25 protein-coding genes and 1 pseudogene are annotated in these 25,761 nt (G+C 69.0%); 17 read left to right on the top strand and 9 right to left on the bottom strand.

Going from position 1 to position 25,761, the window contains the following annotated elements; translation table 11 throughout:
* Nucleotides 1-144 precede the first annotated feature (144 nt).
* Nucleotides 145-567 (bottom strand): hypothetical protein, encoded by a 423-nt coding sequence (locus tag ACY5J6_RS06730; RefSeq protein ID WP_462844233.1) that lies wholly within the window; start codon nt 565-567, stop codon nt 145-147.
* Nucleotides 568-591: 24 nt separating this feature from the next.
* The gene (locus tag ACY5J6_RS06725) at nt 592-1,965 is read right to left on the bottom strand and encodes a PucR family transcriptional regulator (protein WP_462844232.1); all 1,374 of its coding nucleotides are present in this window, start codon (nt 1,963-1,965) and stop codon (nt 592-594) included.
* A gap of 148 nt (nt 1,966-2,113) precedes the next feature.
* Here ACY5J6_RS06725 and hpaI point away from each other — a divergent pair, with 148 nt between their 5' ends.
* The 14 genes and pseudogenes from hpaI to ACY5J6_RS06655 all read left to right on the top strand — a co-directional run bounded on the left by hpaI (nt 2,114) and on the right by ACY5J6_RS06655 (nt 15,590).
* Nucleotides 2,114-3,013, top strand: a complete 900-nt coding sequence (hpaI, locus tag ACY5J6_RS06720; RefSeq protein WP_462844231.1) for a 2,4-dihydroxyhept-2-ene-1,7-dioic acid aldolase — start codon at nt 2,114-2,116, stop codon at nt 3,011-3,013.
* Nucleotides 3,010-3,750 carry a fumarylacetoacetate hydrolase family protein gene (locus tag ACY5J6_RS06715; RefSeq protein ID WP_462844230.1) on the top strand — a complete coding sequence of 247 codons (741 nt, stop codon included), beginning with the start codon at nt 3,010-3,012 and terminating at the stop codon, nt 3,748-3,750. Before hpaI ends, ACY5J6_RS06715 begins: the two co-directional genes overlap by 4 nt.
* Nucleotides 3,747-5,294, top strand: a complete 1,548-nt coding sequence (hpaE, locus tag ACY5J6_RS06710) for a 5-carboxymethyl-2-hydroxymuconate semialdehyde dehydrogenase (RefSeq protein WP_462844229.1) — start codon at nt 3,747-3,749, stop codon at nt 5,292-5,294. The genes ACY5J6_RS06715 and hpaE overlap by 4 nt, the downstream gene beginning before the upstream one ends.
* Nucleotides 5,295-5,306: 12 nt before the next feature.
* Nucleotides 5,307-6,758, top strand: coding sequence for a 4-hydroxyphenylacetate 3-monooxygenase, oxygenase component (hpaB, locus tag ACY5J6_RS06705; protein WP_462844228.1), 1,452 nt, complete (start codon nt 5,307-5,309; stop codon nt 6,756-6,758).
* Nucleotides 6,755-7,204, top strand: coding sequence for a 4-hydroxyphenylacetate 3-monooxygenase reductase subunit (gene hpaC, locus ACY5J6_RS06700; RefSeq protein ID WP_462844227.1), 450 nt, complete (start codon nt 6,755-6,757; stop codon nt 7,202-7,204). Before hpaB ends, hpaC begins: the two co-directional genes overlap by 4 nt.
* Nucleotides 7,192-8,151, top strand: a complete 960-nt coding sequence (gene hpaD / locus ACY5J6_RS06695; protein ID WP_462844226.1) for a 3,4-dihydroxyphenylacetate 2,3-dioxygenase — start codon at nt 7,192-7,194, stop codon at nt 8,149-8,151. Before hpaC ends, hpaD begins: the two co-directional genes overlap by 13 nt.
* 127 nt (nt 8,152-8,278) lie before the next feature.
* Nucleotides 8,279-9,451, top strand: coding sequence for an ABC transporter substrate-binding protein (locus ACY5J6_RS06690; protein ID WP_462844225.1), 1,173 nt, complete (start codon nt 8,279-8,281; stop codon nt 9,449-9,451).
* Between the two features lie 3 nt (nt 9,452-9,454).
* Nucleotides 9,455-10,432, top strand: coding sequence for a branched-chain amino acid ABC transporter permease (locus ACY5J6_RS06685; protein WP_462844224.1), 978 nt, complete (start codon nt 9,455-9,457; stop codon nt 10,430-10,432).
* The gene (locus tag ACY5J6_RS06680) at nt 10,429-12,186 is read left to right on the top strand and encodes a branched-chain amino acid ABC transporter ATP-binding protein/permease (protein WP_462844223.1); all 1,758 of its coding nucleotides are present in this window, start codon (nt 10,429-10,431) and stop codon (nt 12,184-12,186) included. Before ACY5J6_RS06685 ends, ACY5J6_RS06680 begins: the two co-directional genes overlap by 4 nt.
* Entirely contained in the window at nt 12,183-12,914 is a 732-nt protein-coding gene (locus ACY5J6_RS06675; RefSeq protein ID WP_462844222.1) for an ABC transporter ATP-binding protein, read from the top strand. The genes ACY5J6_RS06680 and ACY5J6_RS06675 overlap by 4 nt, the downstream gene beginning before the upstream one ends.
* Nucleotides 12,911-13,321 carry a hydroxyphenylacetyl-CoA thioesterase PaaI gene (paaI, locus tag ACY5J6_RS06670; RefSeq protein ID WP_462844221.1) on the top strand — a complete coding sequence of 137 codons (411 nt, stop codon included), beginning with the start codon at nt 12,911-12,913 and terminating at the stop codon, nt 13,319-13,321. Before ACY5J6_RS06675 ends, paaI begins: the two co-directional genes overlap by 4 nt.
* Nucleotides 13,278-14,612: a phenylacetate--CoA ligase gene (locus ACY5J6_RS06665; RefSeq protein WP_462846504.1), complete on the top strand. Its 1,335-nt coding sequence runs from the start codon at nt 13,278-13,280 to the stop codon at nt 14,610-14,612. Before paaI ends, ACY5J6_RS06665 begins: the two co-directional genes overlap by 44 nt.
* 2 nt (nt 14,613-14,614) lie before the next feature.
* Nucleotides 14,615-15,034, top strand: a complete 420-nt coding sequence (locus tag ACY5J6_RS06660) for a thioesterase family protein (protein WP_462844220.1) — start codon at nt 14,615-14,617, stop codon at nt 15,032-15,034.
* Nucleotides 15,035-15,043: 9 nt separating this feature from the next.
* Nucleotides 15,044-15,590, top strand: a pseudogene (locus ACY5J6_RS06655) (SDR family NAD(P)-dependent oxidoreductase).
* Here the strand turns inward: ACY5J6_RS06655 and ACY5J6_RS06650 are convergent.
* On the bottom strand, nt 15,582-16,730 hold the full coding sequence (locus tag ACY5J6_RS06650) for an MFS transporter (protein ID WP_462844219.1): 1,149 nt from the start codon (nt 16,728-16,730) through the stop codon (nt 15,582-15,584). The pseudogene ACY5J6_RS06655 and the gene ACY5J6_RS06650 overlap by 9 nt on opposite strands.
* Nucleotides 16,731-16,802: 72 nt before the next feature.
* Between ACY5J6_RS06650 and ACY5J6_RS06645 the strand changes: the two genes are divergently transcribed.
* From ACY5J6_RS06645 to fbp, 3 genes are all read left to right on the top strand, one after another.
* Nucleotides 16,803-17,279, top strand: a complete 477-nt coding sequence (locus tag ACY5J6_RS06645) for a thioredoxin family protein (RefSeq protein WP_462844218.1) — start codon at nt 16,803-16,805, stop codon at nt 17,277-17,279.
* Nucleotides 17,280-17,346: 67 nt separating this feature from the next.
* Nucleotides 17,347-19,941 (top strand): pyruvate, phosphate dikinase, encoded by a 2,595-nt coding sequence (ppdK, locus tag ACY5J6_RS06640; protein ID WP_462844217.1) that lies wholly within the window; start codon nt 17,347-17,349, stop codon nt 19,939-19,941.
* A gap of 59 nt (nt 19,942-20,000) precedes the next feature.
* Entirely contained in the window at nt 20,001-21,092 is a 1,092-nt protein-coding gene (gene fbp, locus ACY5J6_RS06635; RefSeq protein WP_462844216.1) for a fructose-1,6-bisphosphate aldolase/phosphatase, read from the top strand.
* A gap of 78 nt (nt 21,093-21,170) precedes the next feature.
* Here the strand turns inward: fbp and ACY5J6_RS06630 are convergent, their stop codons facing one another.
* From ACY5J6_RS06630 to ACY5J6_RS06605, 6 genes are read right to left on the bottom strand one after another with little or no spacing between them, the layout of a single operon-like run.
* Complete coding sequence (locus ACY5J6_RS06630; protein WP_462844215.1) at nt 21,171-22,220, bottom strand: sulfate adenylyltransferase; 1,050 nt, start codon at nt 22,218-22,220, stop codon at nt 21,171-21,173.
* Nucleotides 22,221-22,222: 2 nt separating this feature from the next.
* A complete protein-coding gene (gene cobA, locus ACY5J6_RS06625; protein ID WP_462844214.1) occupies nt 22,223-22,945 on the bottom strand; it encodes a uroporphyrinogen-III C-methyltransferase in 723 nt (240 codons plus the stop codon).
* Nucleotides 22,938-23,678: a sulfite exporter TauE/SafE family protein gene (locus ACY5J6_RS06620; RefSeq protein ID WP_462844213.1), complete on the bottom strand. Its 741-nt coding sequence runs from the start codon at nt 23,676-23,678 to the stop codon at nt 22,938-22,940. The genes cobA and ACY5J6_RS06620 overlap by 8 nt, the downstream gene beginning before the upstream one ends.
* Nucleotides 23,679-24,347, bottom strand: a complete 669-nt coding sequence (locus ACY5J6_RS06615; RefSeq protein WP_462844212.1) for a phosphoadenylyl-sulfate reductase — start codon at nt 24,345-24,347, stop codon at nt 23,679-23,681.
* Nucleotides 24,335-24,985 carry a precorrin-2 dehydrogenase/sirohydrochlorin ferrochelatase family protein gene (locus ACY5J6_RS06610; protein WP_462844211.1) on the bottom strand — a complete coding sequence of 217 codons (651 nt, stop codon included), beginning with the start codon at nt 24,983-24,985 and terminating at the stop codon, nt 24,335-24,337. The genes ACY5J6_RS06615 and ACY5J6_RS06610 overlap by 13 nt, the downstream gene beginning before the upstream one ends.
* Nucleotides 24,982-25,743: a uroporphyrinogen-III synthase gene (locus tag ACY5J6_RS06605; RefSeq protein ID WP_462844210.1), complete on the bottom strand. Its 762-nt coding sequence runs from the start codon at nt 25,741-25,743 to the stop codon at nt 24,982-24,984. The genes ACY5J6_RS06610 and ACY5J6_RS06605 overlap by 4 nt, the downstream gene beginning before the upstream one ends.
* Nucleotides 25,744-25,761: the final 18 nt, after the last annotated feature.

Below are 25,761 nucleotides of genomic sequence, written 5' to 3'. Positions count from 1 at the left end.
TAATACCGCCCCGCTGGTGCGGGCCGACATGGGGGCCTGGCGAAGCCCTCTTTAGGGTGAGGGGTGGTGGGGCTTCGCGGGGCTTCCTGGGGGAGGGTGTTGTGAGGAGAATAATGGTGCAAGCGCAAGAAATCGTGAACTAAATCACTTGCGCTTCCCAAAGGCGTACACCAGCTCGTCCCCCTTCCGCACCACCAAAAGGAGGGCGGACCGCCCTAAGGAGTCTTTGAGCAGGTATTTGGTCCGCACCTCCCCGGCTATCGTCCTCTCCTCCTGGCCCTCCAGGAAGTACCCTGCGGCGGCGAAGGCGGTGAGGACCTGCTGGATGAAAACGGCGTGGAGGCGGCTGGCTAGGCCCTTGGCGGCGAAAGCCTCCAGGGCGTAGCCCTTGGCTTCGGGGAAGCGGGCCAGGATGGGCTCGGGGCTTCTGGCCTTGTAGGTGCCCTGGGGCAGGCGCACGGCGGGGTCCAGGCTCGAGGCCCAAGCGGCCACCGCCGTCACCTCCACCAGGGTCTGGGCCCAGGCGCCCACGGCGAGGACCAGCAGCAGGCTCACCAGCTTTTTCATGCCCCCATTGTACTGTGCGGGCCCTTAGCCCAGGAGGAGTTCCCGCGCCCTTAAGGCCAGGTGCACCCGGGCCAGGGTCTCGGGGTGGGAGAGGGGGCCGAGGAGGGCCTCCATGCGTTTCAAGCGGTAGCGCAGGGTGTTGGGATGGACGTTGAGGCGGGAGGCCGCCTCCTGCAGGGTGCGGGCCTGCAGGTAGGCCTCGAGGGTCCGGATAAGCTTGGGGGGCAGGGGTAGGTACCGCTCCACCAGGGCCTTGAGGTCCTCCGGGGACTGCTGCAGGAGGACGAAGGCCACGGGGTCCAGGCCGGTGAAGGAAAGGGCCTCCCCGGGGCGGGCGGCCTTAAGGGCGATGAGGGCCTCCCGGTAAGCCTCCTGCACCCCGCCTCCGGCGTGCACCGCCGAGTAGCCTAGGCGGCTTCCCGAAGGGAGGGCGGCGAGGAGGTTTTCCGCCTCCTTCTTGGGGTTGTGCACCTGCCACATGGCGGCCACCCGGTTCCCCCGGGCCGTGAGGAGGTAGGGGACCCCGAGCCGGTCCAGGTAGGCCCCGGTGCGGCGGCGCAGCTCCAAGGTGGCCTCCCGCCGCCTTTCCTCCGCTAGCCGATGCCGCCCCGGGACGGCGGGGGGCTCCCCCAGGGCCAAAACCCATTCCACCCCTTCGGTAAAGCCGAAGGCGAAGAGGCGCTCGGGCTCGGCCTCCCCTAGGATGAGGCCTTCCAGCAGAGCCCCACCCAGGGACTCCTCCTGCATCCTCTCCAAGCTCCGCTCCAGGGCCCTGAGGCGGAGGAGACGGGAGGCCACCTGCAAAAGCCCTAGGGCCCGCCGCAGAAGGGCTTCTTCCCCGTAAGCCACCAGGACCCCCTCCCCCGCCTCCAGCGCCAGGTACCCCCGGCCTTCCCCCGCTTCCTTGGGATGCTGGGGGGGCACGGGTCCGGCGAAGGCCAGAACCTCCCCCCAAGGGGCCACCTGGGCCAGGGCCAGACCTGTGGCCTGGTGGAGGACCTCCAGGAGGGGCCTTTGGGGAAGCTTCAAAAGGAGGTCCAGGAGCCCGGCCAGGGCCAGCCCAGGGCCCAGGGCGAAGAGCCTCGAGGCCAGGGCCCGCTCCACCTCCTCCTTCTGTAGCCAGGGCGGGTAGAGGGCCAGGCCCAGGCCTTCCCTCTGGCAGAAGGCCTCCACCTCCGGGTAGGGCTCGGGGAGGAGGAAGCCCGAGGCCGCGCGGTGGCGGAAGAGGCTACCCTCGGGGCGGAAGAGGAGCAGGGCCCCCTCTTGAGGGAGGAGGGGCCTGGGCTCGGGGAGCAGGTAGAGGACGGGCCTCTCCGAGGGCACCCGGATCCTCAGGCCCAGGTCCCGGCAGAGGGCCGTGAAGCCTATGGGGTTTTCTCCAAAGAGCATCTCTTGCATCGTTTAATCCCACAATAACTTCCCCTTTTCTCCCCGGCAAGCGGGGCCGAGTTTGTTTTTGTTAACAAAGATATTGAAAGGGTTGTCTAAAGTCCCAATTGCCCCCTTCCCGCGCCCAGGGCACCCTGGGAGGCGAAAGGAGCCCAGCATGTTCCGCGGTTCCATACCGCCCCTACCCACACCCTTTCGGCGAGGCCGGTTGGACGAGGAGGCCCTAAGGCGCCTCGTGGAGCGGGTCGTCCAGGGGGGCTCCCACGGCGTGAGCGTGGGGGGCACCACGGGCGAGCCCGGCACCCAGACCCTGGAGGAGAGGAAGCGGGCCATAGAGGTGGTCCTGGACCAGGTGGCGGGCCGGGTCCCCGTGATCCCGGGGACCGGGGCGCTTCGCCTGGAGGAGACCCTGGAGCTCACCCGCTTCGCCCAGGAGGCCGGGGCCCAGGGGGCCATGGTCATCGTCCCCTACTACGTCAAGCCCAACCAGGAGGGGCTTTACCGCTACTTCGCCGAGGTGGCGAGGGCCGTCCCCGACTTCCCCCTCCTCATCTACAACATCCCGGGAAGGGCCGGGGTGGAGATCACCCCCAAGACCGTGGGGCGCTTAAGGCGGGACTTCCCCAACATCGTGGGCCTCAAGCACTCCTCCAAGGACCTGGAGTACCTCTCCCACCTCTTTTTGGAGGCGGGGCGGGACTTCCTCGTCTTCTGCGGCCTGGAAAGCCTCACCCTCCCCATGATGAGCCTGGGGGCGGTGGGGACCATCGCCGCCACCGCCAACTGGCTCCCCAAGGAGGTGGCCCTCCTCTGCGAAAAGGCCCTCGCCGGGGACTACCAGGGGGCGCGGGAACTCCACTTCTATCTCCTCGAGGCCAACGAGGCCATCTTCTGGGACACGAACCCCATTCCCCTGAAGACCGTTCTCTCCTGGATGGGGCTTTTGGAAAAGGAGTGGCGCCCCCCCTTGGGCCCCACCACCCCGGAGGTGGAGGAGAGGCTTAGGCGGATGGCCGAGCGCTACGGCCTCCTCCCCAAGGAGAAGGAGGTGGCGTGAAGCTCGCCCGGTTTCTCGCCAAGGGAAGGGTCCACCAGGGGGTCTACCGGGAAGGCCTCCTCCTGGACGAGGCGGGGGAGGCCCACAGGCCCGAGGACGTCACCTGGCTCCTCCCCTTCACCCCGGGGAAGATCCTGGGCGTGGCCCTGAACTACCCTGACCACGCCGAGGAGCTCGGCCTCTCCCGCCCTGAGGAGCCCGCCCTCTTCTGGAAGCCCAACTCCAGCCTTCTCCCCCACAAAGGGGTGGTCCTCTACCCCAGGGGGGCCAGGTTCGTCCACTACGAGGTGGAGCTCGCCGTGGTGGTGGGCCGCCCCATGAAGCGGGTCAAGGCCAAGGACGCCCTGGACTACGTCCTGGGCTACACCATCGCCAACGACCTCGTGGCCCGGGACTACGTGACGAACACCTTCCGCCCCCCCATCCGGGCCAAGGGGCGGGACACCTTCCTCCCCTTGGGGCCCTTCCTCGTGGTGGAGGAGGTGGAAGACCCCCAGGACCTCTGGCTAAAGGCCTACGTGAACGGGGAACTCCGGCAGGAGGGGCACACCTCGAGGATGCTCTACTCCGTGGCGGAGCTTCTGGAGTTCATCTCTGAGTTCATGACCCTGGAGCCCTACGACGTCCTCCTCACCGGCACCCCCAAGGGGATCAGCCAGGTGCGGCCCGGGGACGTGATGCGTTTGGAGATTGAGGGGCTTGGGGCCCTGGAGAACCCCATAGAGGAGGAGCCATGAGGTACGCGGACCGGGTGGCCGGGATTTCCTGGGAAACGATTGAGGAGGTGCGCCGGCGCCTCAAGGAAAGGCCCGCCCTCCACTTCATCGCCGGGGAGTTCGTCCCCTCGGAAAGCGGGGAGACCTTTCCCTCCTTGGACCCCGCCACGAACGAGGTCTTGGGCTATGCGGCCTGGGGCGGGGCAAGGGAGGTGGACCGCGCCGCCAAGGCGGCCCACGAGGCCTTTCCCCGGTGGAGCCGCACCCAGGCCAAGGAGAGGAAGCGCTACCTCTTAAGGATCGCCGAGCTCATAGAGAAGCACGCCGACGAGCTCGCCGTGATGGAGTGCCTGGACGCGGGGCAGGTCTTGAGGATCGTCCGGGCCCAGGTGGCCCGGGCGGCGGAGAACTTCGCCTTCTACGCCGAGTACGCCGAGCACGCCATGGAGGACCGCACCTTCCCCGTGGACCGGGACTGGTTCTACTACACCGTGCGGGTTCCCGCGGGCCCCGTGGGGATCATCACCCCCTGGAACGCCCCCCTGATGCTCTCCACCTGGCGCATCGCCCCCGCCTTGGCCTTCGGGAACACCGTGGTCCTGAAGCCCGCGGAGTGGAGCCCCTTCACCGCCACGAAGCTGGCGGAGATCCTAAAGGAGGCGGACCTCCCCCCGGGGGTCTTCAACCTGGTCCAGGGCTACGGCGAGGAGGCGGGGGCGGCCCTGGTGGCCCACCCCCTGGTCCCCCTCCTCACCCTCACCGGGGAGACGGAGACGGGGAAGATCGTCATGCGAAACGCCGCGGAGCACCTCAAGCGCCTCTCCCCGGAGCTCGGCGGCAAAAGCCCCGCCCTGGTCTTCGCCGACGCCGACCTGGAGAGGGCCCTGGACGCCGTGGTCTTCCAGATCTTCTCCTTCAACGGGGAAAGGTGCACGGCAAGCTCCAGGCTCCTCGTGGAGGAGAAGATCTTTGAGGAGTTCGTGGGGAAGGTGGCGGAAAGGGCCAGGGCCATCCGGGTGGGCCACCCCCTGGACCCCGAGACCGAGGTGGGGCCCCTGATCCACCCCGAGCACCTTCAAAGGGTCCTGGGCTACGTGGAGGCGGGGAGGCGGGAGGGGGCGAGGCTCCTCGTGGGCGGGGAGAGGGCCAAGGCCTCCTTCCGGGGGGAGGACCTCTCCCGGGGGAACTACCTCCTCCCCACGGTCTTCGTGGGGGAGAACCACATGAAAATCGCCCAGGAGGAGATCTTCGGGCCCGTCCTCGTGGCTATCCCCTTCAAGGACGAGGAGGAGGCTTTGAGAAAGGCGAACGACACCAAGTACGGCCTCGCCGCCTACGTCTTCACCCGGGACCTGGAAAGGGCCCACCGGCTCGCCCTGGAGCTCGAGGCGGGGATGGTCTACCTAAACAGCCACAATGTCCGCCACCTGCCCACGCCCTTCGGCGGGGTGAAGGGAAGCGGGGACCGGAGGGAGGGCGGCACCTACGCCCTGGACTTCTACACCGACCTCAAGACCGTCGCCCTTCCCCTCCGCCCCCCGCACGTGCCCAAGTTCGGGAAGTGAGGGAGGGAGAAGATGGCAAGGACCGGAGCGGAGTACATGGAGGCCTTGAAGACCCGTCCCCCCAACCTCTGGTACAAGGGGGAGAAGGTGCTGGACCCCACCACCCACCCCGTCTTCCGGGGGATCGTGCGCACCATGGCCGCCCTTTATGACCTGCAGCACGACCCCCGCCACCGGGAGGTCCTCACCTACGAGGAGGACGGGAAGCGGCACGGAATGAGCTTCCTCATCCCCAAGACCAAGGAGGACCTGAAGCGGAGGGGGCAGGCCTACAAGCTCTGGGCCGACCAGAACCTGGGGATGATGGGGCGGAGCCCCGACTACCTCAACGCCGTGGTCATGGCCTACGCGGCGAGCGCCGACTACTTCGGGGAGTTCGCCGAGAACGTCCGGAACTACTACCGCTACCTCCGGGACCAGGACCTCGCCACCACCCACGCCCTCACCAACCCCCAGGTGAACCGGGCCAAGCCCCCTTCCGCCCAGCCCGACCCCTACATCCCCGTGGGGGTAGTGAAGCAGACGGAGAAGGGGATCGTGGTCCGGGGAGCCCGGATGACGGCCACCTTCCCCCTGGCGGACGAGGTCCTCATCTTCCCCTCCACCCTCCTCAAGGAGGGGCCGGGAAGCGAGAAGTACGCCGTCGCCTTCGCCCTTCCCACCTCCACCCCGGGCCTCCACTTCGTCTGCCGGGAGGCCCTGGTGGGCGGGGAGAGCCCCTTTGACCACCCCCTCTCCAGCCGCCTCGAGGAGATGGACTGCCTGGTGGTCTTTGACGACGTCCTGGTCCCTTGGGAGAGGGTCTTCATCCTGGGGAACGTGGAGCTTTGCAACAACGCCTACGCCGCCACGGGGGCCCTCCACCACATGGCCCACCAGGTGGTGGCCCTGAAGACGGCGAAGACCGAGGCCTTTTTGGGGGTGGCCGCCCTCATGGCCGAGGGCATCGGCGCGGACGTCTACGGCCACGTCCAGGAGAAGATCGCCGAGATCATCGTCTACCTCGAGGCCATGAAGGCCTTCTGGACCCGGGCCGAGGAGGAAGCCAAGGAGAACGCCTACGGGCTTCTCTGCCCGGACCGCAGGGCCTTGGACGGGGCCAGGAACCTCTACCCGAGGCTTTACCCCAGGATCCGGGAGATCCTGGAGCAAATCGGGGCCAGCGGCCTCATCACCCTGCCCTCGGAGAGGGATTTCAAGGGGCCCCTCGGGCCCTTTTTGGAGAAGTACCTGCAGGGGGCCACCCTCGAGGCCAAGGAGCGGGTGGCCCTCTTCCGCCTGGCCTGGGACATGACCCTCTCCGGCTTCGGGGCCCGGCAGGAGCTCTACGAGCGCTTCTTCTTCGGCGACCCCGTGCGCATGTACCAGACCCTCTACCAGGTCTACGACAAGGAGCCCTACAAGGAGCGGATCCGCGCCTTCCTCAAGGGGAGCCTCGAGGTCTTTGCGGAGGTCCAGGCATGAAGGACGCCTTCAAGGAGGCCCTCGCCCGCTTCGCCAGCGGGGTCACGGTGGTGGCGGCGAGGCTTGGGGAGGAGGAAAGGGGGATGACGGCCACCGCCTTCATGTCCTTGAGCCTCGAGCCCCCCCTCGTGGCCCTGGCGGTGAGCGAGCGGGCCAAGCTCCTCCCCGTCCTCGAGGGGGCGGGGGCCTTCACCGTGAGCCTCCTCCGCGAGGGGCAAGAGGCGGTCTCCGAGCACTTCGCGGGAAGGCCCAGGGAGGGGATCGCCCTGGAGGAGGGGAGGGTGAAGGGGGCCCTCGCCGTCCTCCGCTGCCGCCTCCACGCCCTCTACCCCGGGGGGGACCACCGGATCGTGGTGGGCCGGGTGGAGGGGGTGGAGCTCGGGGAGGAGGGGCCTCCCTTGGTTTACTTCCAAAGGGGCTACAGGAGGTTGGTATGGCCATCGTGAGGGTGGGGTTTGTGGAACTTTGGGTGCGGGACCTGGAGAAGAGCCTGGAGTTCTACCAGGGGCTTCTGGGCTTCCGCCTGGAGCACCGGGAGAAGAAGGCGGCCTACCTCCGGGGCTACGAGGAGCTGGAGTGGAGCCTCAAGCTCACCGAGGCCCCCTTCCCCGCGGTGCGTACCCTGGGCTTCAAGGTGGACGCGGAAGAGGGCGTCAGGGCCCTCCAGGACCTCGCCGCCAAGGAGGGGTGGCCCCACCGCCTCGAGGCGGACTGGGGAAGGCCCGAGGTCCTAAAGGTGCAGGACCCCTTCGGCTACCCGTTGGCCTTCTACTTCAAGGCGGAGAAGCTTCCCCGGGTCCTCCAGCGCTACCACGAGCACCGGGGGCCCGGAATCCTGCGCATAGACCACCTCAACGTCTTCTCCCCCGCGGTGGGGGAGGCCACGCGGCTTTACCAGGAGGTCTTCGGCTTCCGCCTCACCGAGTACACGGAGGACGAGGAGGGGAGGCTTTGGGCGAGCTGGCTCCACCGCAAGGGCAACGTCCACGACATCGCCTTCACCAACGGGGAAGGCCCCAGGCTCCACCACTTCGCCTATTGGCTCCCTGACCCCCTCGCCGTGCTGAAGGCGGCGGACATCCTGGCGGGGGCCATGCGCACCGACCGGATTGAGCGGGGCCCCGGGCGGCACGGGATCTCCAACGCCATGTTCCTCTACTTACGGGACCCCGACGGGCATCGCCTAGAGCTTTACACCTCCGACTACCTCACCGTGGACCCCGACCTGCCCCCGGTGCGCTGGAGCCTGAACGATCCCAGGCGGCAGACCCTCTGGGGGCACCGCACGCCCAAGAGCTGGTTCCTGGAGGGGAGCCTCCTTTTGGATCTTGACGGAAGGCCCGTACCCACGGAGCCTTCGGCACTTGCCGGCCTCCCAGAGCACGTGACCTGAGGCCAGGGCCCGGTTCCAGCCCGGGCCTTGACGGGACAAAGGTCCCTTCTTACACTGGAATCCGAACCGAACGGGTGTTTGTTCGCCCCCACTCCGGGCCCAAGCCCGGTGGGAAAAGGAGGAAAAGATGAAGCGTTGGTTGGTACCCCTTTTGGCGTTGGCCCTCTCCGCGTGGGCTCAAGGCGCCTTGAAGGTGGGAGTGGTGGTCTCGGCCACGGGACCCGCCGCCTCCTTGGGCATCCCCGAGCGGAACACCTTCCTCCTCCTGCAAGAGCTTCTGGCCCGCACGGGAGGCGTGGCGGGAAGGAAGGTGGAGTTCGTCATCCTGGACGACGCCTCCGACACCACCCAGGCGGTGCGCAACACCAGGCGCCTGGTGGAGGAGGGGGCGGTGGCCGTCATCGGCTCCACCATCACCCCGAACTCCCTGGCCATGATTGACGTGGTGGCCGAGGCCAAGACGCCCATGATCTCCCTGGCGGCCAGCAAGGACATCATCTACCCCGTGGACGCCCAGCGCTTCTGGGTCTTCAAGACCCCGCAGACGGAGGAGCTCATGGCCCGGGCCATCGTGGCGGACATGGTGGCCCGCGGGGTGAAGGCCGTGGGCTACATCGGCTTCAACGATGCCTACGGGGAGGGCTGGGCCCGCTTCTTTGAGGCTGAGCTCAAGGCCAAGGGCCTCCAGCTGGTGGTCTCGGAGCGGTACAACCGCACGGACACCAGCGTCACTGGTCAGGCCTTGAGGATCCTCGCCCGCAGGCCCGACGCCGTGCTGGTGGGGGCCAGCGGTACCCCAGCGGTGCTTCCCCAGCGCACCCTGAAGGAGCGGGGCTATGCGGGCCTCATCTACCAGACCCACGGGGTGGCGAACCCCGACTTCCTGCGGGTAGGGGGTAAGGACGTGGAGGGGACCCTTCTCCCCGCCGGGCCCATCCTAGTGGCGGAGCAGCTTCCCGGCGCCTTCCCCTCCAAGCGGGTGGCCCTGGACTACATCCAGCGCTACGAGGCCCGGTACGGCATCGGCAGCTACTCCACCTTCGGGGCGCATGCCTGGGACGCCTGGCTCATCCTGAAGCCCGCCCTGGAGCGGGCCCTCAAGAAGGCGGACCCCGAAAAGGACCTCGCCGCCTTCCGCTCCGCCCTCCGGGACGAGATCGAGGCCACCAAGGGCCTGGTGGCCACCCACGGGGTCTTCACCTTCAGCAAGGAGGACCACCTGGGCCTCCGCTTTGAGGACGCCGCGGTGATGGTGCAGGTGGAAGGGGGCCGCTGGAAGCTCATCCGCACCTTCCGCTAGGCCATGGACGCCACCATCCTCGGCCTTCTCTTCCTGGACGCCCTGCAGAACGGGGTGGTCTACGGCCTCCTGGCCCTGGCCATGGTCCTCGTCTTCGCCGTGACCCGGGTGATCCTGGTGCCCATCGGGGAGCTCATGATGTTCGCCCCCCTCTCCCTCGTCTGGCTCCAAGGGGGGAAGCTCCCCGGGACCCTGTGGCTCGCCCTCGCCCTGGGGGCCCTTTGGGCCCTTTTGGAGCGGGGAAGGGGCCGGGGGCTCCCCCTCCTGGGAGGGGTGGGGCTTCTTCTCCTCTTCCTCCTCGCCCGGGGAAGCCCGGCCCTCGCCTACCTGGCGGCCCTCCTCCTCGTGGTCTACCTGGGGGTGGCCACCTACCGGGTCTTCTTCCAGCCCATGCGGGAAGCCACGGTCCTCGCCCTCCTCATCATGGCCGTGGGGCTCCACGTGGCCTACCAGGGCCTGGGCCTCGTCTTCTTTGGCCCGGAGCAGTTCCGCCCCGACCCCCTTCTCCAGGGGGAGGTGGTGGTGGGCCTCACCTGGCAGGGCGTCTTGGTCCTGGTCTTCGCCCTGGTCAGCGCGGCCGCCCTCTACCTCTTCTTCCGCCGCTCCCTCTTCGGGAAAGCCCTCTTGGCGGCGGCGGAGAACCGGCTTGGGGCGAGGCTTTGCGGGATCCGCCCGGAGGAGGCGGGGATGGTGGCCTTCGCCATCGCAGGCCTCATGGCGGCCCTTTCGGGGCTTCTCCTCGCGCCCCTCATCAACGCCGCCTACTTCATGGGCTTTATGCTGGGGCTCAAGGCCTTCGTGGCGGCCATCCTGGGTGGGCTCGTGAGCTACCCGGTGGCCTTTTTGGGCGCGGTCCTGGTGGGGCTTTTTGAAAGCTTCACCAGCTTCTACGCGAGCGCCTACAAGGAGGCCCTGGTGTTCCTCCTTTTGGTGCCGGCCCTCTTCTACCAGAGCCTCCGGGCGAAGGGGGTGGAGGAGTGAGGCGGTACCTCTGGTTTGCCCTGCTCCTTCTTCCCTTCATCCTCTCCCCCTTCCCCTTTTACCTCACCCTCCTCAACTTCTTCGCCATCGCCGCTTTGGTGGCCCTCTCCCTCTACGTCCTCACGGGGCTTGGCGGGATGACGAGCTTCGCCCAGGCGGCCTTCATGGGGGTGGCAGCCTACGCCACCGCCCTCCTCACCACGCGGGCGGGGGTTTCCCCCTGGGCGGGGCTTGCCCTGGGCCTCGGCCTCACCCTGGCCTTCGCCTTGGTGCTGGGCCTCCTCACCGTGCGGCTTAAAGGGCACTTCCTCCCCCTTTCCACCATCGCCTGGCAGGTGGCCCTTTACATCCTCGCCGGAAACCTGGTGGGGCTTACCGGAGGGCACACGGGGCTCACCGACCTCCCGGCCCTCGCCCTCTTCGGCCTCCCCCTGGACACCCCCTTCCGCTACGCCTTCTTGAGCCTCTTCCTCCTCGCCCTCCTCGTCCTCGCCCTCCACAACCTCCGGGAAAGCCGCCTGGGCCGGGCCCTCCTCGCCCTCCGGGGGGACGCCCTCACCGCGGCGAGCTTCGGGGTGGACCCGGCGGCCCTCCGGCTTAAGGCCTTCCTCCTCGCGGGGGGGATCGCGGGGCTTGCGGGGTTCCTCTACGCCCACTTCCTCCGCTTCGTGAACCCCACGCCCTTCTCCCTCGAGGCCTCCATCAAGTACCTGGTGATGGCCGTGGCCGGGGGGGTGGGGACGATCCCTGGGGTTTTGCTGGGGGCCGCCCTCTTCACGGGCCTGGAGGACTGGCTCAAGGACCTCCTGCCCCTGCTTTTAGGACGGCAGGGGAACTACGAGACGGTGGCCTACGGCCTCGTCCTGGCGGGGATCCTCCTCTTCGCTCCCCAGGGCCTCTGGCCCCTCCTGGCCCGGAGGCTGCCCCCGAGGAAGGCGGGCCCCCCCAAGGCGGAGCCCCTCCCCCTGAGGGCTCCCTCGGGCGGGCGGGGGGAGGTGGTTTTGGAGGCCAAGGAGCTGAGGAAGGCCTTTGGGGGGCTTTTAGCGGTGAACGGGGTCTCCTTCGCCTTAAGGCGCGGGGAGATCCTGGCCCTCATCGGCCCCAACGGGGCGGGGAAGAGCACCACCTTCCACCTCGTCACCGGGGCCCTCCCTCCGGACGGGGGGCAGGTCTTCCTCTTCGGCAAGGAGGTCACCGGGCTTCCCCCCTACCGCATCCATCCCTTGGGCCTGGGCCGCACCTTCCAGCACCCCCACATCTTCCCCGAGATGACGGTCCTGGAGAACGCGGCCCTGGCCACCTACGCCCGCACCCGGGCGGGGTTCTTGCGGGTCCTCTTCGGCCTCCACCGGGAGGAGGAGGCGCGGGCCCTGGCCACCGCCTACCGGGCCCTCAAGCGGGTGGGTTTGGAGGACCTTGCCCTGGAGGCCGCTTCCCGGCTTACCGCGGGGCAACAGCGCCTTTTGGAGATCGCCCGCCTTCTGGGCTCGGGAGCGGAGATCCTCCTCCTGGACGAACCCGGGGCGGGCTTGAGGGCCGGGGAGAAGCGGGAGCTTGCCCACCTCCTCAAGGCCCTGGCCCGGGAGGGGTACAGCGTCCTCCTGGTGGACCACGACATGGACCTCGTCATGGGGCTTGCCGACCGGGTGGTGGTGATGAACTACGGGGAGAAGATCGCCGAGGGCACCCCCAAGGAGGTGCAACGGAACCCCTTGGTGCGGGCGGCCTACCTGGGGGAGGTGGAGGCGGCATGAGCCTCCTGGCGGTGCGGGACCTCACGGTGCGCTACGGGGCCCTGGAGGCCGCGCGCGGGGTTTCCTTCGCCTTAGAGGAGGGGGAGGCCCTGGCCCTCATCGGCCCCAACGGGGCGGGGAAGACGAGCGTCCTCCGGGGGCTTCTCGGCCTCGCCCGGGCCGAGGGGGAGGTGCGCCTCCTGGGGGAAGCCCTCCCCCAGAGGACCCCCGAGGCCCTCCTCCGGCGGGGGGTGGTCCTCGTGCCCGAGGGGCGGGCCCTCTTCCCGGGGCTTTCCGTGGAGGACAACCTCCTCCTCGGGGGCTTCGCCCGCTTCAGGAGGGGAGAGGACCTCAGGGCCGACCTCAAGCGGGTCTACGCCCTCTTCCCCCGCCTGGAGGAAAGGCGGCGCCAGCCCGCGGGCACCCTCTCCGGGGGGGAGCAGCAGATGCTGGCCATCGGCCGCGCCCTCATGGCCCGGCCCCGCCTCCTCCTTCTGGACGAGCCTTCCTTAGGCCTCGCCCCCCTCATCGTCCAGGAGATCTTCCGCATCCTGGCCGCCCTCAAGGGGGAGGGGGTGACCCTTCTCCTCGTGGAGCAGAACGCCAAGATGGCCCTTTCCCTGGCGGACCGGGGGGTGGTGCTGGAGGCGGGGGAGGTGGTCCTTTCGGGGGGGGCGGAGGAACTGAGGCAGAACCCCCGGGTGGTGGAGGCCTACCTGGGGGCGGCGCGGGAGGTGGAGGGGGGATGAGGGACCCCTTCAGGGAGGCCCTGGGGCTCCGGGTGCTTTCCCTGGGTCCTGGGGAGGCGGTGGTGGCGGGGCGGGTGGAGGCGCACCACCTGAACCTCCACGGCACCGCCCACGGGGGCTTTCTCTACGTCCTGGCGGATAGCGCCTTCGCCTTGGCCTCTAACTCCCGGGGGCCTGCCGTGGCCCTCTCCTGCCGCATGGACTACTTCCGGCCCCTCCCCTTGGGGGCGGAGGTGGAGGCCAGGGCAAAGGAGGTGAACCTCTCCCGGCGCACGGCCACCTACCGGGTGGAGGTGGTCTCCGAAGGCAAGCTCGTGGCCCTCTTCACGGGAACGGTCTTTCGCTTGGGAGGTGATGGGGATGATGTACCAGCCGGAACTGGAAACCCTGCCAAGGGAGAAGCTTAGGGCGCTTCAGGAAGAACGGCTGAAGCGGGTGGTGGCCTACGTCTACGAGCGGGTTCCCTTCTACCGAAGGCTTCTTGACGAGGCCGGTGTGGACCCCAAGAGGTTTAGGGGTCTTCAGGACCTCCCCAAGCTCCCCTTCACCAAGAAGACCGACCTCCGCGACCACTACCCCTTCGGCCTCTTCGCCGTGCCGAGGGAGGAGGTGGCCAGGGTCCACGCCTCTAGCGGCACCACCGGCAAGCCCACCGTGGTGGGCTACACCAAAAACGACCTCAAGGTATTTGCCGAGGTGGTGGCCCGCTCCTTGGCCGCGGCCGGGGCCCGGCCCGGGATGATGCTCCACAACGCCTACGGCTACGGCCTCTTCACCGGGGGCCTCGGCCTCCACGCCGGGGCGGAGGCCTTGGGGATGACGGTGGTGCCGGTCTCCGGGGGAATGACGGAAAGGCAGGTCATGCTCATCCAGGACTTCCGGCCCGAGGTGCTCTCCTGCACCCCCTCCTACGCCCAGACCCTGGCGGAGGAGTTCAGGAAGCGGGGGGTTTCCCCGGAGGAGCTTTCCCTGGAGTACGCTGTCCTGGGTGCCGAGCCCTGGACCGAGGCCATCCGCAGGCAGGTGGACGAGGGGCTTGGGGTAAGGAGCACCAATATTTATGGCCTCTCCGAGATCATCGGCCCCGGGGTTTCCAACGAGTGCGTGGAGGAGCGCCAAGGAAGCCACATCTGGGAGGACCACTTCCTGCCCGAGGTGGTGGACCCCGACACCGGGGAGCCCCTCCCCGAGGGGAAGGTGGGGGTTTTGGTCTTCACCACCCTCACCAAGGAGGCCATGCCCCTCCTGCGCTACTGGACCGGGGACCTCACCTTCCTCACCTACGAGGCCTGCACCTGCGGCCGCACCCACGTGCGCATGGGGCCCATCCTGGGGCGTACCGACGACATGCTCATCATCCGGGGCGTGAACCTCTACCCCACCCAGGTGGAGGCGGTGCTTTTGGGCATCCCCGAGGTGGTGCCCTACTACCAGATCGTGGTGCGGCGGGAGGGCACCCTGGACGAGGCCGAGCTCAAGGTGGAGGTCTCCGAGCCCTTCTTCCGAGAGATCGGCCAGGAGGTCCTTTCCGATGAAGTGGTGGAGGCGGACCATCGGCTCCACGCCCTAAGGGAGCGGATCGCCCGCAAGATCAAGGACAACATCGGCGTCACCATGAAGGTCACCCTCCTCCCTCCGGGCCAGGCCCCGAGGAGCGAGGGGGGGAAGCTTAGGCGGGTTTTGGACCTCAGAAAGTAGCCGTGCGCCCCATTCCCGAAGGCTACGAGGCGGTCTTTGAGACCGTGGTCACCCCCGGGATGACGGTGGACTTTGAGGAGCTGGGCCCCGTCCACCCGGTCTACGCCACCTACTGGATGGCCAAGCACATGGAGCTCGCCGGGCGCAAGATCATCCTCCCCTTCCTGGAGGAGGGGGAGGAGGGGATCGGGAGCTACGTGGAGGTGCGCCACCTGGCCTCCGCCCTCCCGGGGATGCGGGTGAGGATCGTGGCCCGCCACGAGAAGACCGAGGGGAACCGGGTTCATGCCACCATGGAAGCCTTCAATGAGCTCGGGGACCTCATCGGGGTGGGGCGCACGGAACAGGTGATCCTTCCCAAGGCCAAGGTGGAGGCCCTCTTCCGGCGGCTCAAGGAGCGCTGGGAGGCCACGCGCTCGTAGACTGAGGCCATGCGCTTAGCGGGGAAGGTTGTGGTGGTGACTGGCGCGGGAAGCGGCCTGGGCCGGGCCCTTGTTCTGGAGCTTCTCAAGCGAGGGGCGAGGGTGGCGGCGGTGGACCTTAGGGAGGAGGGCCTGGGGGAGACCCAGGCCAAGGCGGGAAGCCTGGGGGCGGGCCTTAGCCTCCACGCCCTGGACATCGCCGATAAGGAACGTGTGGCGGCCCTGCCCGAGGGGGTAGAGAAGGCTCACGGCCAGGTGGACGGCCTCATCAACAACGCCGGGATCATCCAACCCTTTAAGCGCCTCCTGGACCTGGACGAGGCCGCCATAAAGCGGGTCCTGCGGGTGAACTTTTGGGGCACCCTCTACATGACCCAAGCCTTCCTGCCCAGACGAGCCCGAGGAGGCGGCGAGGACCCTGTTGGACGCCGTGGAACGGAACGCCTTCCGGGTGCTCTTGGGGAAAGACGCCCGGACCATGGACCTCCTTTACCGCCTTAGCCCCCTTTACGCCACCCGGCTCGTACAGCGACGGATGGCCCACCTCCTAACCTGACTCCTCCCGGACCCGGACGAGGAGGGCGGAAAGACCCATCAGGGCGGTGAGAAGAAGGGCGGTGGCGGCGAAGGCCAGGCCGTGGCTTGGGAAGAGGCGGTAGAAGAGGCCGAGGCTTCCCCCGGCAAAAGCGCTCCCCAGGGCTTGGCCCAGGGCGCGGGCCACGGAGAGGGCCCCCGAGGCGAGGCCTTCCGTTCCCTGGGGAGCTAGGGAGAGGACGAGGGCGTTGTTCGCCGCCTGGAAGAGGGCCCGCCCCACCCCGAGGAGGAGGAGGGCGAGGGCGGTGCCCCAAAGAGGGTGCAGGAGAGGGAGGAGGGCGAAGGCGAGGCCCGCGGCCACGAGGAGGTAGGCCCCGAGGAGGGCCACCCGGTGATAGCCCATCCGGTCCGCCCTCCGCCCCGCCCAGGCCCCGAGGAGGAGGAGCTCCAAGGGCCCGAGGAGGAGGAGGCCCCCGATGGCCCTGGGGGGGAAGCCCTCCTTCCCCAGGTGGAAGGCGAGGGCCACGGTGGTCCCCAGGGTGTGGAGGAAGTAGAGGCCCGTGGCGAGGAGGGCGGGGAGGAACCCGGGGGCCCGGAGGAGGTTTAGGAGGGTGCCCTCCTGCCTGGGGAGCTCGGGGAGGTTCCCCGAGAGGAGGAGGGCGAGGAGGGCCGCGGGGAGGGGGAGGAGGAAGACGTAGGGAAGCCCCCATCCCGCGGCGAACCCCCCGAGGGCCGGGCCCAGGAGGGTGCCCGTGGCCACGGTGCTCGCCACCATCCCCAGGGCGTAGCCCCGGGCCTCGGGGAAGGCGCTCGCCGCCAGGCCCGGCACCAGGCCCACCACCATGGCCGTGGCCACCCCCTGGAGGAGGCGGAGGAGGTAGAGCCAGGAAAGCCCCGGGGCCAGGGCGAGGAGGAGGGCGGAGAGGGCGTGGAGGAAGAGCCCCGCCCTAAAGAGCCTTCCCGCCCCCACCCGCCCGGCGAGGCCCGCCAGGGGGAGGTAGGCCAGGGCCGCCCCCAGAAGCCCTAAGGAGACCACCCCCTGGGCCGCCTCCGGCCCCACGGCGAAGGCCCGCTCCAGGACGGGGAGGGCCGGGGCCAGGCTGCTTTCGCTTATGGTGCCGAGGAGGACGCCGGAGAGGAGGGCGAGAAGCCTCCGGTCCATGAGGGCCAGTCTAGACCTTTCAGGGTGAGGGTTCTCCTTGCGCCTTCCCGTTCCGCCTGCGAGGATGGGGCCGTGCTCGAGACCCGCTACCTGGAGGGGCTCACCTACGAGGGGCTCCTTTCCCGCCTCTTGAGGAACCGGGACCGGGTGGAGGCTTTCCACGCGGCGCTTCCTCCCCTTAAGCCCCTGCCCCGGGCGGTGAGGGCCCTCGCCCTGGTGGAGGACTGGTGCCCGGACTCCGTCCAGGCCATCCCCGTTCTCGCCCGGCTTCCCCTCGAGGTCCGCTTCTTCTTCCGGGACGAGAACCCCGACCTCGCCGAGGCCTACGCCAAGGAGGGGAAGCGCATCGTGCCCACCGTGGTCTTCCTGGACGAGGCCTTCCGCGAGCTTGCCCGCTGGCACGGGCCCCCGGAGGCGGCCCGGGCCTTCCTCCGGGAGAAGAAGGCGCAGGGAGCTTCCCCAGGGGCGGTTCTCCGGCTTTACCACGAGGCCTTCCCCCGCTTCGCCGAGGCCATGCTGGCCGAGTGGGAGGCCCTCCTTTCCCCATAGGGAAGCGGTGTAGGTCTTCCGGGACTACACTTTTCCACGTTTCCACACCCGGCCCCAGACTGGGGGCGTGGACACGCGGGTCTTTTTCCTTTCGGAGGCCCGGGGGCTTTCCCGGGACCTCTTGGGCGGCAAAGGCTATGACCTGGCGGAGATGGCGGCGGCGGGCCTGCCCGTCCCCCCGGCCTTCATCGTCACCACGGAGGCCTGCCGCCAGTACCTGAGGACGGGGGAGGTGCCGGGGCTTTGGGAGGAGGTGCGGGCGGGGATGGCGGCCCTCGAGGGCCTAGTGGGCAAGCCCTTCGGCCGGGGGGAGGGGAAGACCCTTCCCCTTCTGGTTTCCGTGCGGAGCGGGGCCCCGGTCTCCATGCCCGGCATGATGGACACCATCCTCAACCTGGGCCTCACCCTGGAAGGGGTGGAGGCCCTGGCCCGGGCCACGGGAAACCCCCGCTTCGCCTGGGACAGCTTCCGCCGGCTCCTTGCCATGTACGGGGAGGTGGTCTTGGGGGAGCGGGCCGAGGTCTTTGAGGGGATGCTCTCCGCCCTCAAGGAGGAAAGGGGGGCCGGGACGGACGCCGAGCTTGGGCCTGAGGACCTGGAGGAGCTCGCCTACCGCTACCTCCGCCACCTCGAGGCCCGCGGCACCCCCTTCCCCATGGACCCCTGGGCCCAGCTCCAAGGGGCCATAGAGGCCGTCTTCAAAAGCTGGCAGAACCCCAGGGCCCGGACCTACCGCCGCATCTACGGCATCCCCGAGGACCTGGGCACGGCGGTGGTGGTCCAGGCCATGGTCTTCGGCAACCTGGGGGAGGACTCGGGCACCGGGGTGGGCTTTACCCGCAACCCCGCCACCGGGGAGAAGGGCCTCTACGGGGAGTACCTGAGGAACGCCCAGGGGGAGGACGTGGTGGCGGGCGTGAGGACCCCTGAACCCTTGGCGCGCCTGAAGGACTACGCCCCCGGGCTTTACGAGGAGCTCCTCCAGGTGGCGGAGCGCCTGGAAAGGCACTTCCGGGACATGCAGGACTTTGAGTTCACCGTGGAAAGGGGGAGGCTCTTCCTCCTCCAGACCCGCTCCGGCAAGCGCACGGCCCAGGCGGCGGTGCGGATCGCCGTGGAGATGGCCGAGGAGGGCCTCATCTCCCGGGAGGAGGCGGTCATGAGGGTGGAGGCCAACGCCCTCCCCGGCCTCCTCCGGCCCAGCGTGGACCGGGACAAGGCCCCAAAGCCCTTCCTCAAGGGCCTCCCCGCGAGCCCCGGGGCCGCGGTGGGCCACGCCGCCTTCACCAACGAGGCCGTGGAGCGCTTCCACGCAGAGGGGCTTCCCGCCGTTCTCGTCCGCCCCGAGACCACCCCCGAGGACATCACCGGGATGTACCTGGCCAAGGGGATCCTCACCGCCCGGGGCGGCCTCACCTCCCACGCGGCGGTGGTGGCCCGGGGCCTTGGGGTGCCCGCGGTGGTGGGGGCGGAGGCCATGCGGGTCTTCCCGGAGGAGGGTAAGGCCCTGGTGGACGGGGTGGAGGTCCGGGAGGGGGACCTCCTCACCCTGGACGGGGGCACGGGGGAGGTCTATTTGGGGGCGGTGCCCCTGGTGGAGGCCGCGGGGGAGGCCCTTTTGGAGAAGCTTCTCTCCTGGGCCGAGCCCCATAGGCGCCTTGGGGTCAGGGCCAACGCCGACACCCCCGAGGATGCCCGAAGGGCCAGGGCCTTCGGGGCCGAGGGGATTGGGCTATGCCGCACGGAGCACATGTTCTTCCAGGAGGACCGGATCCCTTGGGTGCGCCGCCTAATCCTGGCGGAGACCCCCGAGGAGGAAGCGGAGGCCCTGGAGCGCCTCTTCCGCTTCCAGAAGGAGGACTTCAAGGAGATCCTCCGGGCCATGGACGGCCTCCCCGTCACGGTGCGCCTTCTGGACCCGCCCCTCCACGAGTTCCTGCCCCCCTTGGAGGAGCTCGCCCGCCGGGCCGAGGAGGGGGACGAGGAGGCGGGGCGCCTTCTCAGGCGGGCGGAGGCCCTAAAAGAGGCGAACCCCATGCTGGGTTTCCGGGGGGTAAGGCTCCTTCTTCTCAGGCCCGGCATCTTCCGCATGCAGCTCAAGGCCCTCCTCGAGGCCGCGCGAGAGCTAAAGGAGGCGGGGCACGACCCCAGGCCCGAGGTCATGGTCCCCCTGGTGGCCGACCCCAAGGAGGTGGAAAGGGCGCGGGCCCTCGCCGAGGAGCTCTTCCTTGAGTACGGCCCCATCCCCTTCGGCACCATGATCGAGACCCCCAGGGCGGCCCTCCTCGCCTCCGAGATCGCCCCCCTGGTGGACTTCTTCAGCTTCGGCACCAACGACCTCACCCAGATGGCCTTCGGCCTCTCCCGGGACGATGCTGGGAAGTTCCTGCCCCGGTACGTGGAGGAGGGCCTCTTCCCCTTTGACCCCACGGAGCGCCTGGACGAGAAGGGGGTAGGGCGGCTTCTGCGGATGGCGGCGGAGGAGGGGAGGAAGGCGAACCCTAGGCTCAAGCTCGGCCTCTGCGGGGAGCACGGGGGGGAGGCGAGAAGCGTCCGGTTCGTGGCGGACCTCTTGGACTACACCTCGGCGAGCCCCTTCCGGGTCCTCACCGCCCGCCTCGCCGCCGCCCAGGCGGGGCTTGCCGCCCTCCTCCCTCGCTAGCCCCCTTCGGGGCTTGCCGTACGGGGCCCCGCCGTGGAAGCATGGAAAAGGAGGTCCCTATGAGGATCACCTTGAGCGTGCTCAAGGCGGATATCGGCTCTGTGGGCGGGCACACCTTACCCAGCGCCCGGGTGCTTGCCCGGGTAAGGGAGGTGGTGGAGGAGGCCAGGGGGCGTCTTCTTCTGGACGCCTACACCTTCCACATCGGCGACGACATCGTCCTCCTTCTATCCCACACCCGCGGGGTGGGGAACCAAGAAGTGCACGCCCTGGCTTGGAAGGCCTTCCGGGAAGGCACCGAGGTGGCCAAGGAGGAGGGCCTCTATGGGGCGGGCCAGGACCTTTTAAAAGACGCCTTCACCGGAAACCTCCACGGCCTCGGGCCTCAGGTAGCGGAGATGGAGTTTGAGGAAAGGCCCTCGGAGCCCTTCATGGTCCTGGCCGCCGACAAGACCGAGCCCGGGGCCTTTAACCTTCCCCTTTACCTGGCCTTCGCCGACCCCATGTACTCCTCGGGGCTTCTCCTTTCCCCGGAGCTTCGCCCCGGCTTCCGTTTTCGCATCCTGGACCTGGCCCAGACGGAGCGGGACAGCTACCTTGACCTCGAGGCTCCCGAGCGCCTTTACGACATCGCTGCCCTGCTTCGCGACCCTCACCGCTTTGCCATCGCCTCCATCTGGTCCCGCAAGCACGGGGAGCAGGCCGCCGTGGTGAGCACCACCCGCCTCCGCAACATCGCCGGGCGCTACGTGGGCAAGGACGACCCCGTGGCCGTCATCCGCACCCAGAAGATCTTCCCCGCCACGGAGGAGTTTGGACCGCCCTTTGCCCTGGCCCCTTTCGTGGCCGGGGATACCCGGGGAAGCCACCACCTGCCCCTGATGCCGGTGAAGGCCAACGCCCCGGCCTCGAGCTTCTTCTGCGTACCCATGGTGTGCGGCCTGGCCTTTTCCCTCAAGGAGGGCCACCTTTCCGAGCCCGTGGACCTCTTCGCCGACCCTGTCTGGGACGCCGTGCGCGCCCGGGTGGTGGAGAAGGCCCAGGAGATGCGGCGGCAAGGTTTCTACGGCCCCGCCATGCTCCCCATGGAGGAGCTGGAGTACACGGGCATCGCCGAACGGCTCATGGAGCTGGAAAAGGAGTTTAGCTAAGGGGTAGACTGGGAGCGGTTTCCCAAGGGGGTAGCCATGGGGCGAGTGCTGAGGTCCTGCCCCGGGTGGAGCGGGCCCTCAGACCCCCCGCCGCAGGATAGGGAGAAGCTCCGGCCGCACGAGCTCGGGGGGTGGGGCCTTTCCCTCCCTTAGGAGGGCCCGGACCTTGGTCATGCTGATGGCCGTGCGCTTCTCCCGGTGGGCCTCCGGGCAGGTCCTCTCCGAGGCGAGGCCGCCGCAGAGGGAGCAGTGGAAGACCGCCCCAACCTTGACGACCTCAATCCCCAAGGGGGGAAGCCGGTCAAAGATCCGGTGGGCGGCGTAGGGGTCGTAGAAGTCCCCCACCCCGGCGTGGTCCCGGCCCACCAGGAAGTGGGTGGCCCCGAAGTTCTTCCGCACCAGGGCGTGGAAGACCGCCTCCTTGGGCCCGGCGTAGCGCATGGGGGTGGCGAGGCCGAAGAGGGCCACCCGCTTTTCGGGGAGGAAGTCCCTGATCAGGGCCCGGTAGGCCTCCACGATGACCTCCGTGGGGAAGTCGTCCTGCTTCTTGGCCCCGAGGATGGGGTGGACCAGGACCCCGTCCGCAAGCTCCAGGCCGAGCCTTATCAGGTACTCGTGGGCCCGGTGGGGGGCGTTGCGGGTCTGGAAGGCCACCACCCGCTTCCAGCCCCGTTCCCGGAAGAAGGCCCGCACCTCCTCCGGGGTCTTCTCCAGGGGGGTGCGGGGCCTGGGCCTTAGGACCTCCACCCGGCCCGCTAGGGCGTGGGGCCCCTTGGCGTAGAGCCGGGCCACCCCCGGGTGGGCCTCGCTTTCCGTGCCGAAGACGGCCCGGGCAAGGGCCCTTAGGTCCAGCTCGTAGGCCTCGGCCACGTGGAGGAGGGCGACCCGTTCGCCCCCGTGGAGGAGGGCCACGGTGTCCCCCGGGCCTACCCCGGGCCTTTCCCGGAACTGGAGGAGGATGGGGATCGTCCAGACCTCCCCCGTGGGGAGGCGCATCTCGTGGGCCACGGCGAGGGCCTCCTCCCGGGTCATGAAGCCCCTCACGGGGAGGAAGGCCCCCGTGGCCAGGTTCTCCAGGTCCAGCCTCTCGTCCTCGCCGATCTCCAAAGCGGGAAGGGTCTCCACCACGGCTAACCTCCCAGGGCCAAAGCGTCCCTAGGCGCTTTGGCTTCGGCAAAGATCCGCACCACCTCGCCCAGGATCCAGAGGGCGGGGGGGCGCACCTCCACCCTGCCTTCCGCCACCTCCTCGAGGGCGGCCAAGACGCGGCGCTCCCTGGGGGTGGAGGCCCGCTCCACGAAGAGGGTGGGCTCCAGGGGGTTTCGCCCCAGGCGGAGGAGCTCCTTGGCGATCCAGACCCTGCGCTTCGCCCCCATGAGGACCACCAGGGTGGGGATCTGGGCGAAGGGCTCGAGGTCCGGATAGCCTCCTCCCTCCAAGACGCCGGAAACGGCGGCGAAGCCGTGGGCAAGGCCCCGGTGGGTGAGGGGAAGCCCGGAGGCGAGGAGGCTCGTCACCCCGGGGACCACCTCCACGGGCACGCCGCGCCGGAGGAGGAAAAGCACCTCCTCCCCGCCCCGGCCGAAGACCATGGGGTCGCCCCCTTTGAGGCGGACCACGAAGGGGTGGGCTTGGGCGTAGCGGAGGAGGAGGCGGTGGATTTCCTCCTGCTTTTCGCTTTCCCCCTCCTCCTTGCCCACGTAGACCTTTTCCCCCGGGGCGAGGGCGAGGACCCTCTCGTCCACGAGCCGGTCGTAGAGGACCACGGGGGCCTCCTTGAGGAGGCGGTAGGCCTTCAGGGTCAGAAGCTCCGGGTCCCCGGGGCCCGCCCCCACCAAATAGACCCTACCCATGGGCCACCCCCCGGTAGATGAGCTGGCCTCCGACGAGGAGGAGCCAGAAGAGGAGGGCGAGCCTTAAGGGCTCCTTGGGAAGGCGGGTGGCGAAGAGGGCCCCCGCCAAGGCCCCCAGGACGCCGCCCGAGGCCAGGGCGAAAAGGAGGCTTGGGGCCACTTGGCCGAAGGCGAGGTGGACCCCGCCCCCCAAGAGGGCCAGGGCGAGGCCGAAGAGGAGGTCGGTACCCACCACCTTCTGGGGGGAAAGCCGGGTGGCGTGGAGGAGGAGGAGGGTCCCCAAGGCCCCGGCCCCGGCGGAGGAGAAGCCCACCTCGAGGCCGATCCCGAAGGCCGCCGGGGGGAGGAGGTAGGGCCTTTCCTTTCCCCGGGCGGACCCCTTCAGGCCCCGCCAAAGCCCAAGCCCGGCGGAAAAGACCACGGTAAGCCCCACGAGGAGGAGGACGAGGTCCTTCGCCCCCTTGAGCTGGGCGAGGAGGAGGCTTCCCAGAAGCACCCCCGGCACCCCCCCGAGGAGGAGGCGGAGGAGGGCCCGGGCGTCCACCTGCCGCCTTAAGAGGTAGACGGCCCCCGCCGGCACCTTCACCAAGAAGCCGAAGAGGAGCGCCGTGCCCACGGCCACCTGCGGGGGAAGCCCCAGGGCGAGGATGAGGAGGGGAGCGGTGATGGTGCCCGCCCCCACCCCCGTGACCCCGATGGCGAAGGCGATGAGAAAGCCCAGAAGAAAGGCCATCTACCCCTCCTTGCCGTGCAGGTGGATGCCGCACTCCAGCTTGCCCTTGCCCGCCCAGCGGCCCGAGCGGGGGTCCGAGGGGTCTAAGGGCTTCGCCGTGCAGGGAGCGCAGCCGATGGAGAGGTAACCTTGGTCGTAAAGGGGGAGGTAGGGGAGGTCCTCCACCGCCAGGTAGGCGAACACCTCATTGAGCGTCCAGTCGTAAAGGGGATTCACCTTCCTCAAGCGGTGGCCCGAGGGGAGACGGGCCTCCTCCCGGGGCTCGAGGGTTCTGCGGGTGGGGGACTGCTCCCGCCTAAGCCCCGTGAACCAGGTGTCGTAGGCCTGTAGGGCGGCGAAGAGGGGCTCCACCTTGCGGAGGGCGCAGCAGCGGCCGGGGTCGGTCTCGTAGAGCTTGCCGTAGAGCCTCTCCTGCTCCTCCCGGGAGAGGCTTGGACTGAGGTTCACGAGGCGGAAACCCAGGTGTTTTTGCAGCTCGTCCCGGTAGGCGTAGACCTCGGGGAAGTGGTAGCCCGTGTCCAGGAAGAGGACGGGGATGTCGGGCTTTTCCTTGAGGAGGAGGTGAAGGACCACCACGTCCTCCGCCTGGAAGCTGCAGGTGAAGCAGGGGTTTCGGCTTTGGGCCAGGGCTTCTCGGATAAGGCTGCGGGCCGCCTTCACCTTGTCCATGCCGCCACCTCCTTTAGGGCCTCCTCGGCCTTCTCCTTGGCCCTTCCCAGGCCCTCCTTGGGGTCTAGGTCCAGCTCCTCCAGGGCCTGGTCCACGATGCGGTACCAGAGGCGCTTCCTCTCCTCAAAGCTGGGGATTTGGGCGATCCTGGGCCTTAGGGTGCGGAGGAAGGCCACGAGCTCCCCGTAGGCCTCAGGGAAGAGCCGGGCCAGGCGCTCCTTGAGCCTTACGGCGAGGGCGGGGGCGGCCCCCGAGGTGGAGAGGGCCACCAAAAGCTCCCCGCGCCTTAGGACGGCGGGGAGGATGGCGCTCGCGTTTTGCGGGTCGTCCACGGCCACCAGGAAGACCCGCCTTCGCTCCGCCTCCGCCTTGACCCGCGGGTGGATTCCCTTGTCTAGGGGGTGGCTCACCACCAGGAAGTAGCCCTCCAGGTCCCCCTCCCGGTAGCCCCGCCTGAGCCAGCGGATTTTGCCCTTTTGTTCCAGCTTTTCTAGGCCGAAGCGGTCCTCCTCGGCGAGGACGGTGACCCGGGCTTCCGCCTCGAGGAGGGCCTTGAGCTTCATGGGCGTCTCGGGCCCCCCGGCGATGAGGAGGACGGGGCGGCCCTTTAGGTCCAGCATCAGGGGGAAGTAGGTCACGCCACCTCCTTCTGCAGGGCGCTTTTGAAGCCCTGAAGCAGGCTTCCCAGCCGCTCGGTCTCGTCCACGTAGAAGGGCCTCACCCCCCACTCCCTCAAGGCGTCGGCGGTCACCCGGCCCACGGCCAGGGCCTTGACCCGGGTGTTGAGGGCCACCCTCAGGGCCTTGGGGTCCTTCGCCCCCTCAAAGAGGAACTCCACCTGGATGGCGGCCACGAAGGCGAGGGCGTCCACCTCCCCTCCCAGGACGGCCGCCTCGAGGCGCCGGACGCCCTCGGGGTCGGGGAGGTGGCGGTAGGGCAGGAGGGGGAGGACCCGGTAGCCCCTTTCCACTAGGGCCCCTTCCAGGAGGGGGAGGGGCTTGCCGTAGAGCTGGAGGGCGGCCACGCCCCCGCCTTGGGGAAGGAGGGGGAGGAGGCTTTTGGAGGTACCGTCCCCCACGGCGTGGGGGGGAAGGCCCGCTTCCTTTAGGGCCCTCGCCGCCTTGACCTCCCGGGCCAGGCGGTGGGCCCCGGCCAGGGGCCTCCTCAGGTCCAGGCCCAGGGCCTTTCCCGCCTCCAGGAGGTCCCTCACCCCCACCCCGGTGGTGGCGAGGAAGAGGTCCACCCCTTGGGCGAGTTCCCGGACCTGGTCCCGGTACTCGGGGACGGGGACCTTCTCCGTGGCCTGGACGGGGAAGAGGAGAGGGGTGAAGCCGAGCTTTTCCGCCAGGGCCTTGAAGGCTTCTTTGCGCCTGAGTCCCGCGTAGGCCACGCGCATGGTGTCCTCCTCCTAGGG

It is taken from the genome of Thermus sp. H19.2 (assembly GCF_054979525.1).
Note: the sequence above shows the minus strand (reverse complement) of the source record. Positions and strands in the feature narration are given on the sequence as shown.

Bases quoted from the DNA above. Each gene is read 5' to 3' on its own strand.
- ACY5J6_RS06730 (WP_462844233.1), bottom strand. From the start codon at position 567: ATGAAAAAGCTGGTGAGCCTGCTGCTGGTCCTCGCCGTGGGCGCCTGG.
- ACY5J6_RS06725 (WP_462844232.1), bottom strand. From the start codon at position 1,965: ATGCAAGAGATGCTCTTTGGAGAAAACCCCATAGGCTTCACGGCCCTC.
- hpaI (WP_462844231.1), top strand. From the start codon at position 2,114: ATGTTCCGCGGTTCCATACCGCCCCTACCCACACCCTTTCGGCGAGGC.
- hpaE (WP_462844229.1), top strand. From the start codon at position 3,747: ATGAGGTACGCGGACCGGGTGGCCGGGATTTCCTGGGAAACGATTGAG.
- hpaB (WP_462844228.1), top strand. From the start codon at position 5,307: ATGGCAAGGACCGGAGCGGAGTACATGGAGGCCTTGAAGACCCGTCCC.
- hpaC (WP_462844227.1), top strand. From the start codon at position 6,755: ATGAAGGACGCCTTCAAGGAGGCCCTCGCCCGCTTCGCCAGCGGGGTC.
- hpaD (WP_462844226.1), top strand. From the start codon at position 7,192: ATGGCCATCGTGAGGGTGGGGTTTGTGGAACTTTGGGTGCGGGACCTG.
- ACY5J6_RS06690 (WP_462844225.1), top strand. From the start codon at position 8,279: ATGAAGCGTTGGTTGGTACCCCTTTTGGCGTTGGCCCTCTCCGCGTGG.
- ACY5J6_RS06685 (WP_462844224.1), top strand. From the start codon at position 9,455: ATGGACGCCACCATCCTCGGCCTTCTCTTCCTGGACGCCCTGCAGAAC.
- ACY5J6_RS06675 (WP_462844222.1), top strand. From the start codon at position 12,183: ATGAGCCTCCTGGCGGTGCGGGACCTCACGGTGCGCTACGGGGCCCTG.
- paaI (WP_462844221.1), top strand. From the start codon at position 12,911: ATGAGGGACCCCTTCAGGGAGGCCCTGGGGCTCCGGGTGCTTTCCCTG.
- ACY5J6_RS06665 (WP_462846504.1), top strand. From the start codon at position 13,278: ATGTACCAGCCGGAACTGGAAACCCTGCCAAGGGAGAAGCTTAGGGCG.
- ACY5J6_RS06650 (WP_462844219.1), bottom strand. From the start codon at position 16,730: ATGGACCGGAGGCTTCTCGCCCTCCTCTCCGGCGTCCTCCTCGGCACC.
- fbp (WP_462844216.1), top strand. From the start codon at position 20,001: ATGAGGATCACCTTGAGCGTGCTCAAGGCGGATATCGGCTCTGTGGGC.
- cobA (WP_462844214.1), bottom strand. From the start codon at position 22,945: ATGGGTAGGGTCTATTTGGTGGGGGCGGGCCCCGGGGACCCGGAGCTT.
- ACY5J6_RS06620 (WP_462844213.1), bottom strand. From the start codon at position 23,678: ATGGCCTTTCTTCTGGGCTTTCTCATCGCCTTCGCCATCGGGGTCACG.
- ACY5J6_RS06615 (WP_462844212.1), bottom strand. From the start codon at position 24,347: ATGGACAAGGTGAAGGCGGCCCGCAGCCTTATCCGAGAAGCCCTGGCC.
- ACY5J6_RS06605 (WP_462844210.1), bottom strand. From the start codon at position 25,743: ATGCGCGTGGCCTACGCGGGACTCAGGCGCAAAGAAGCCTTCAAGGCC.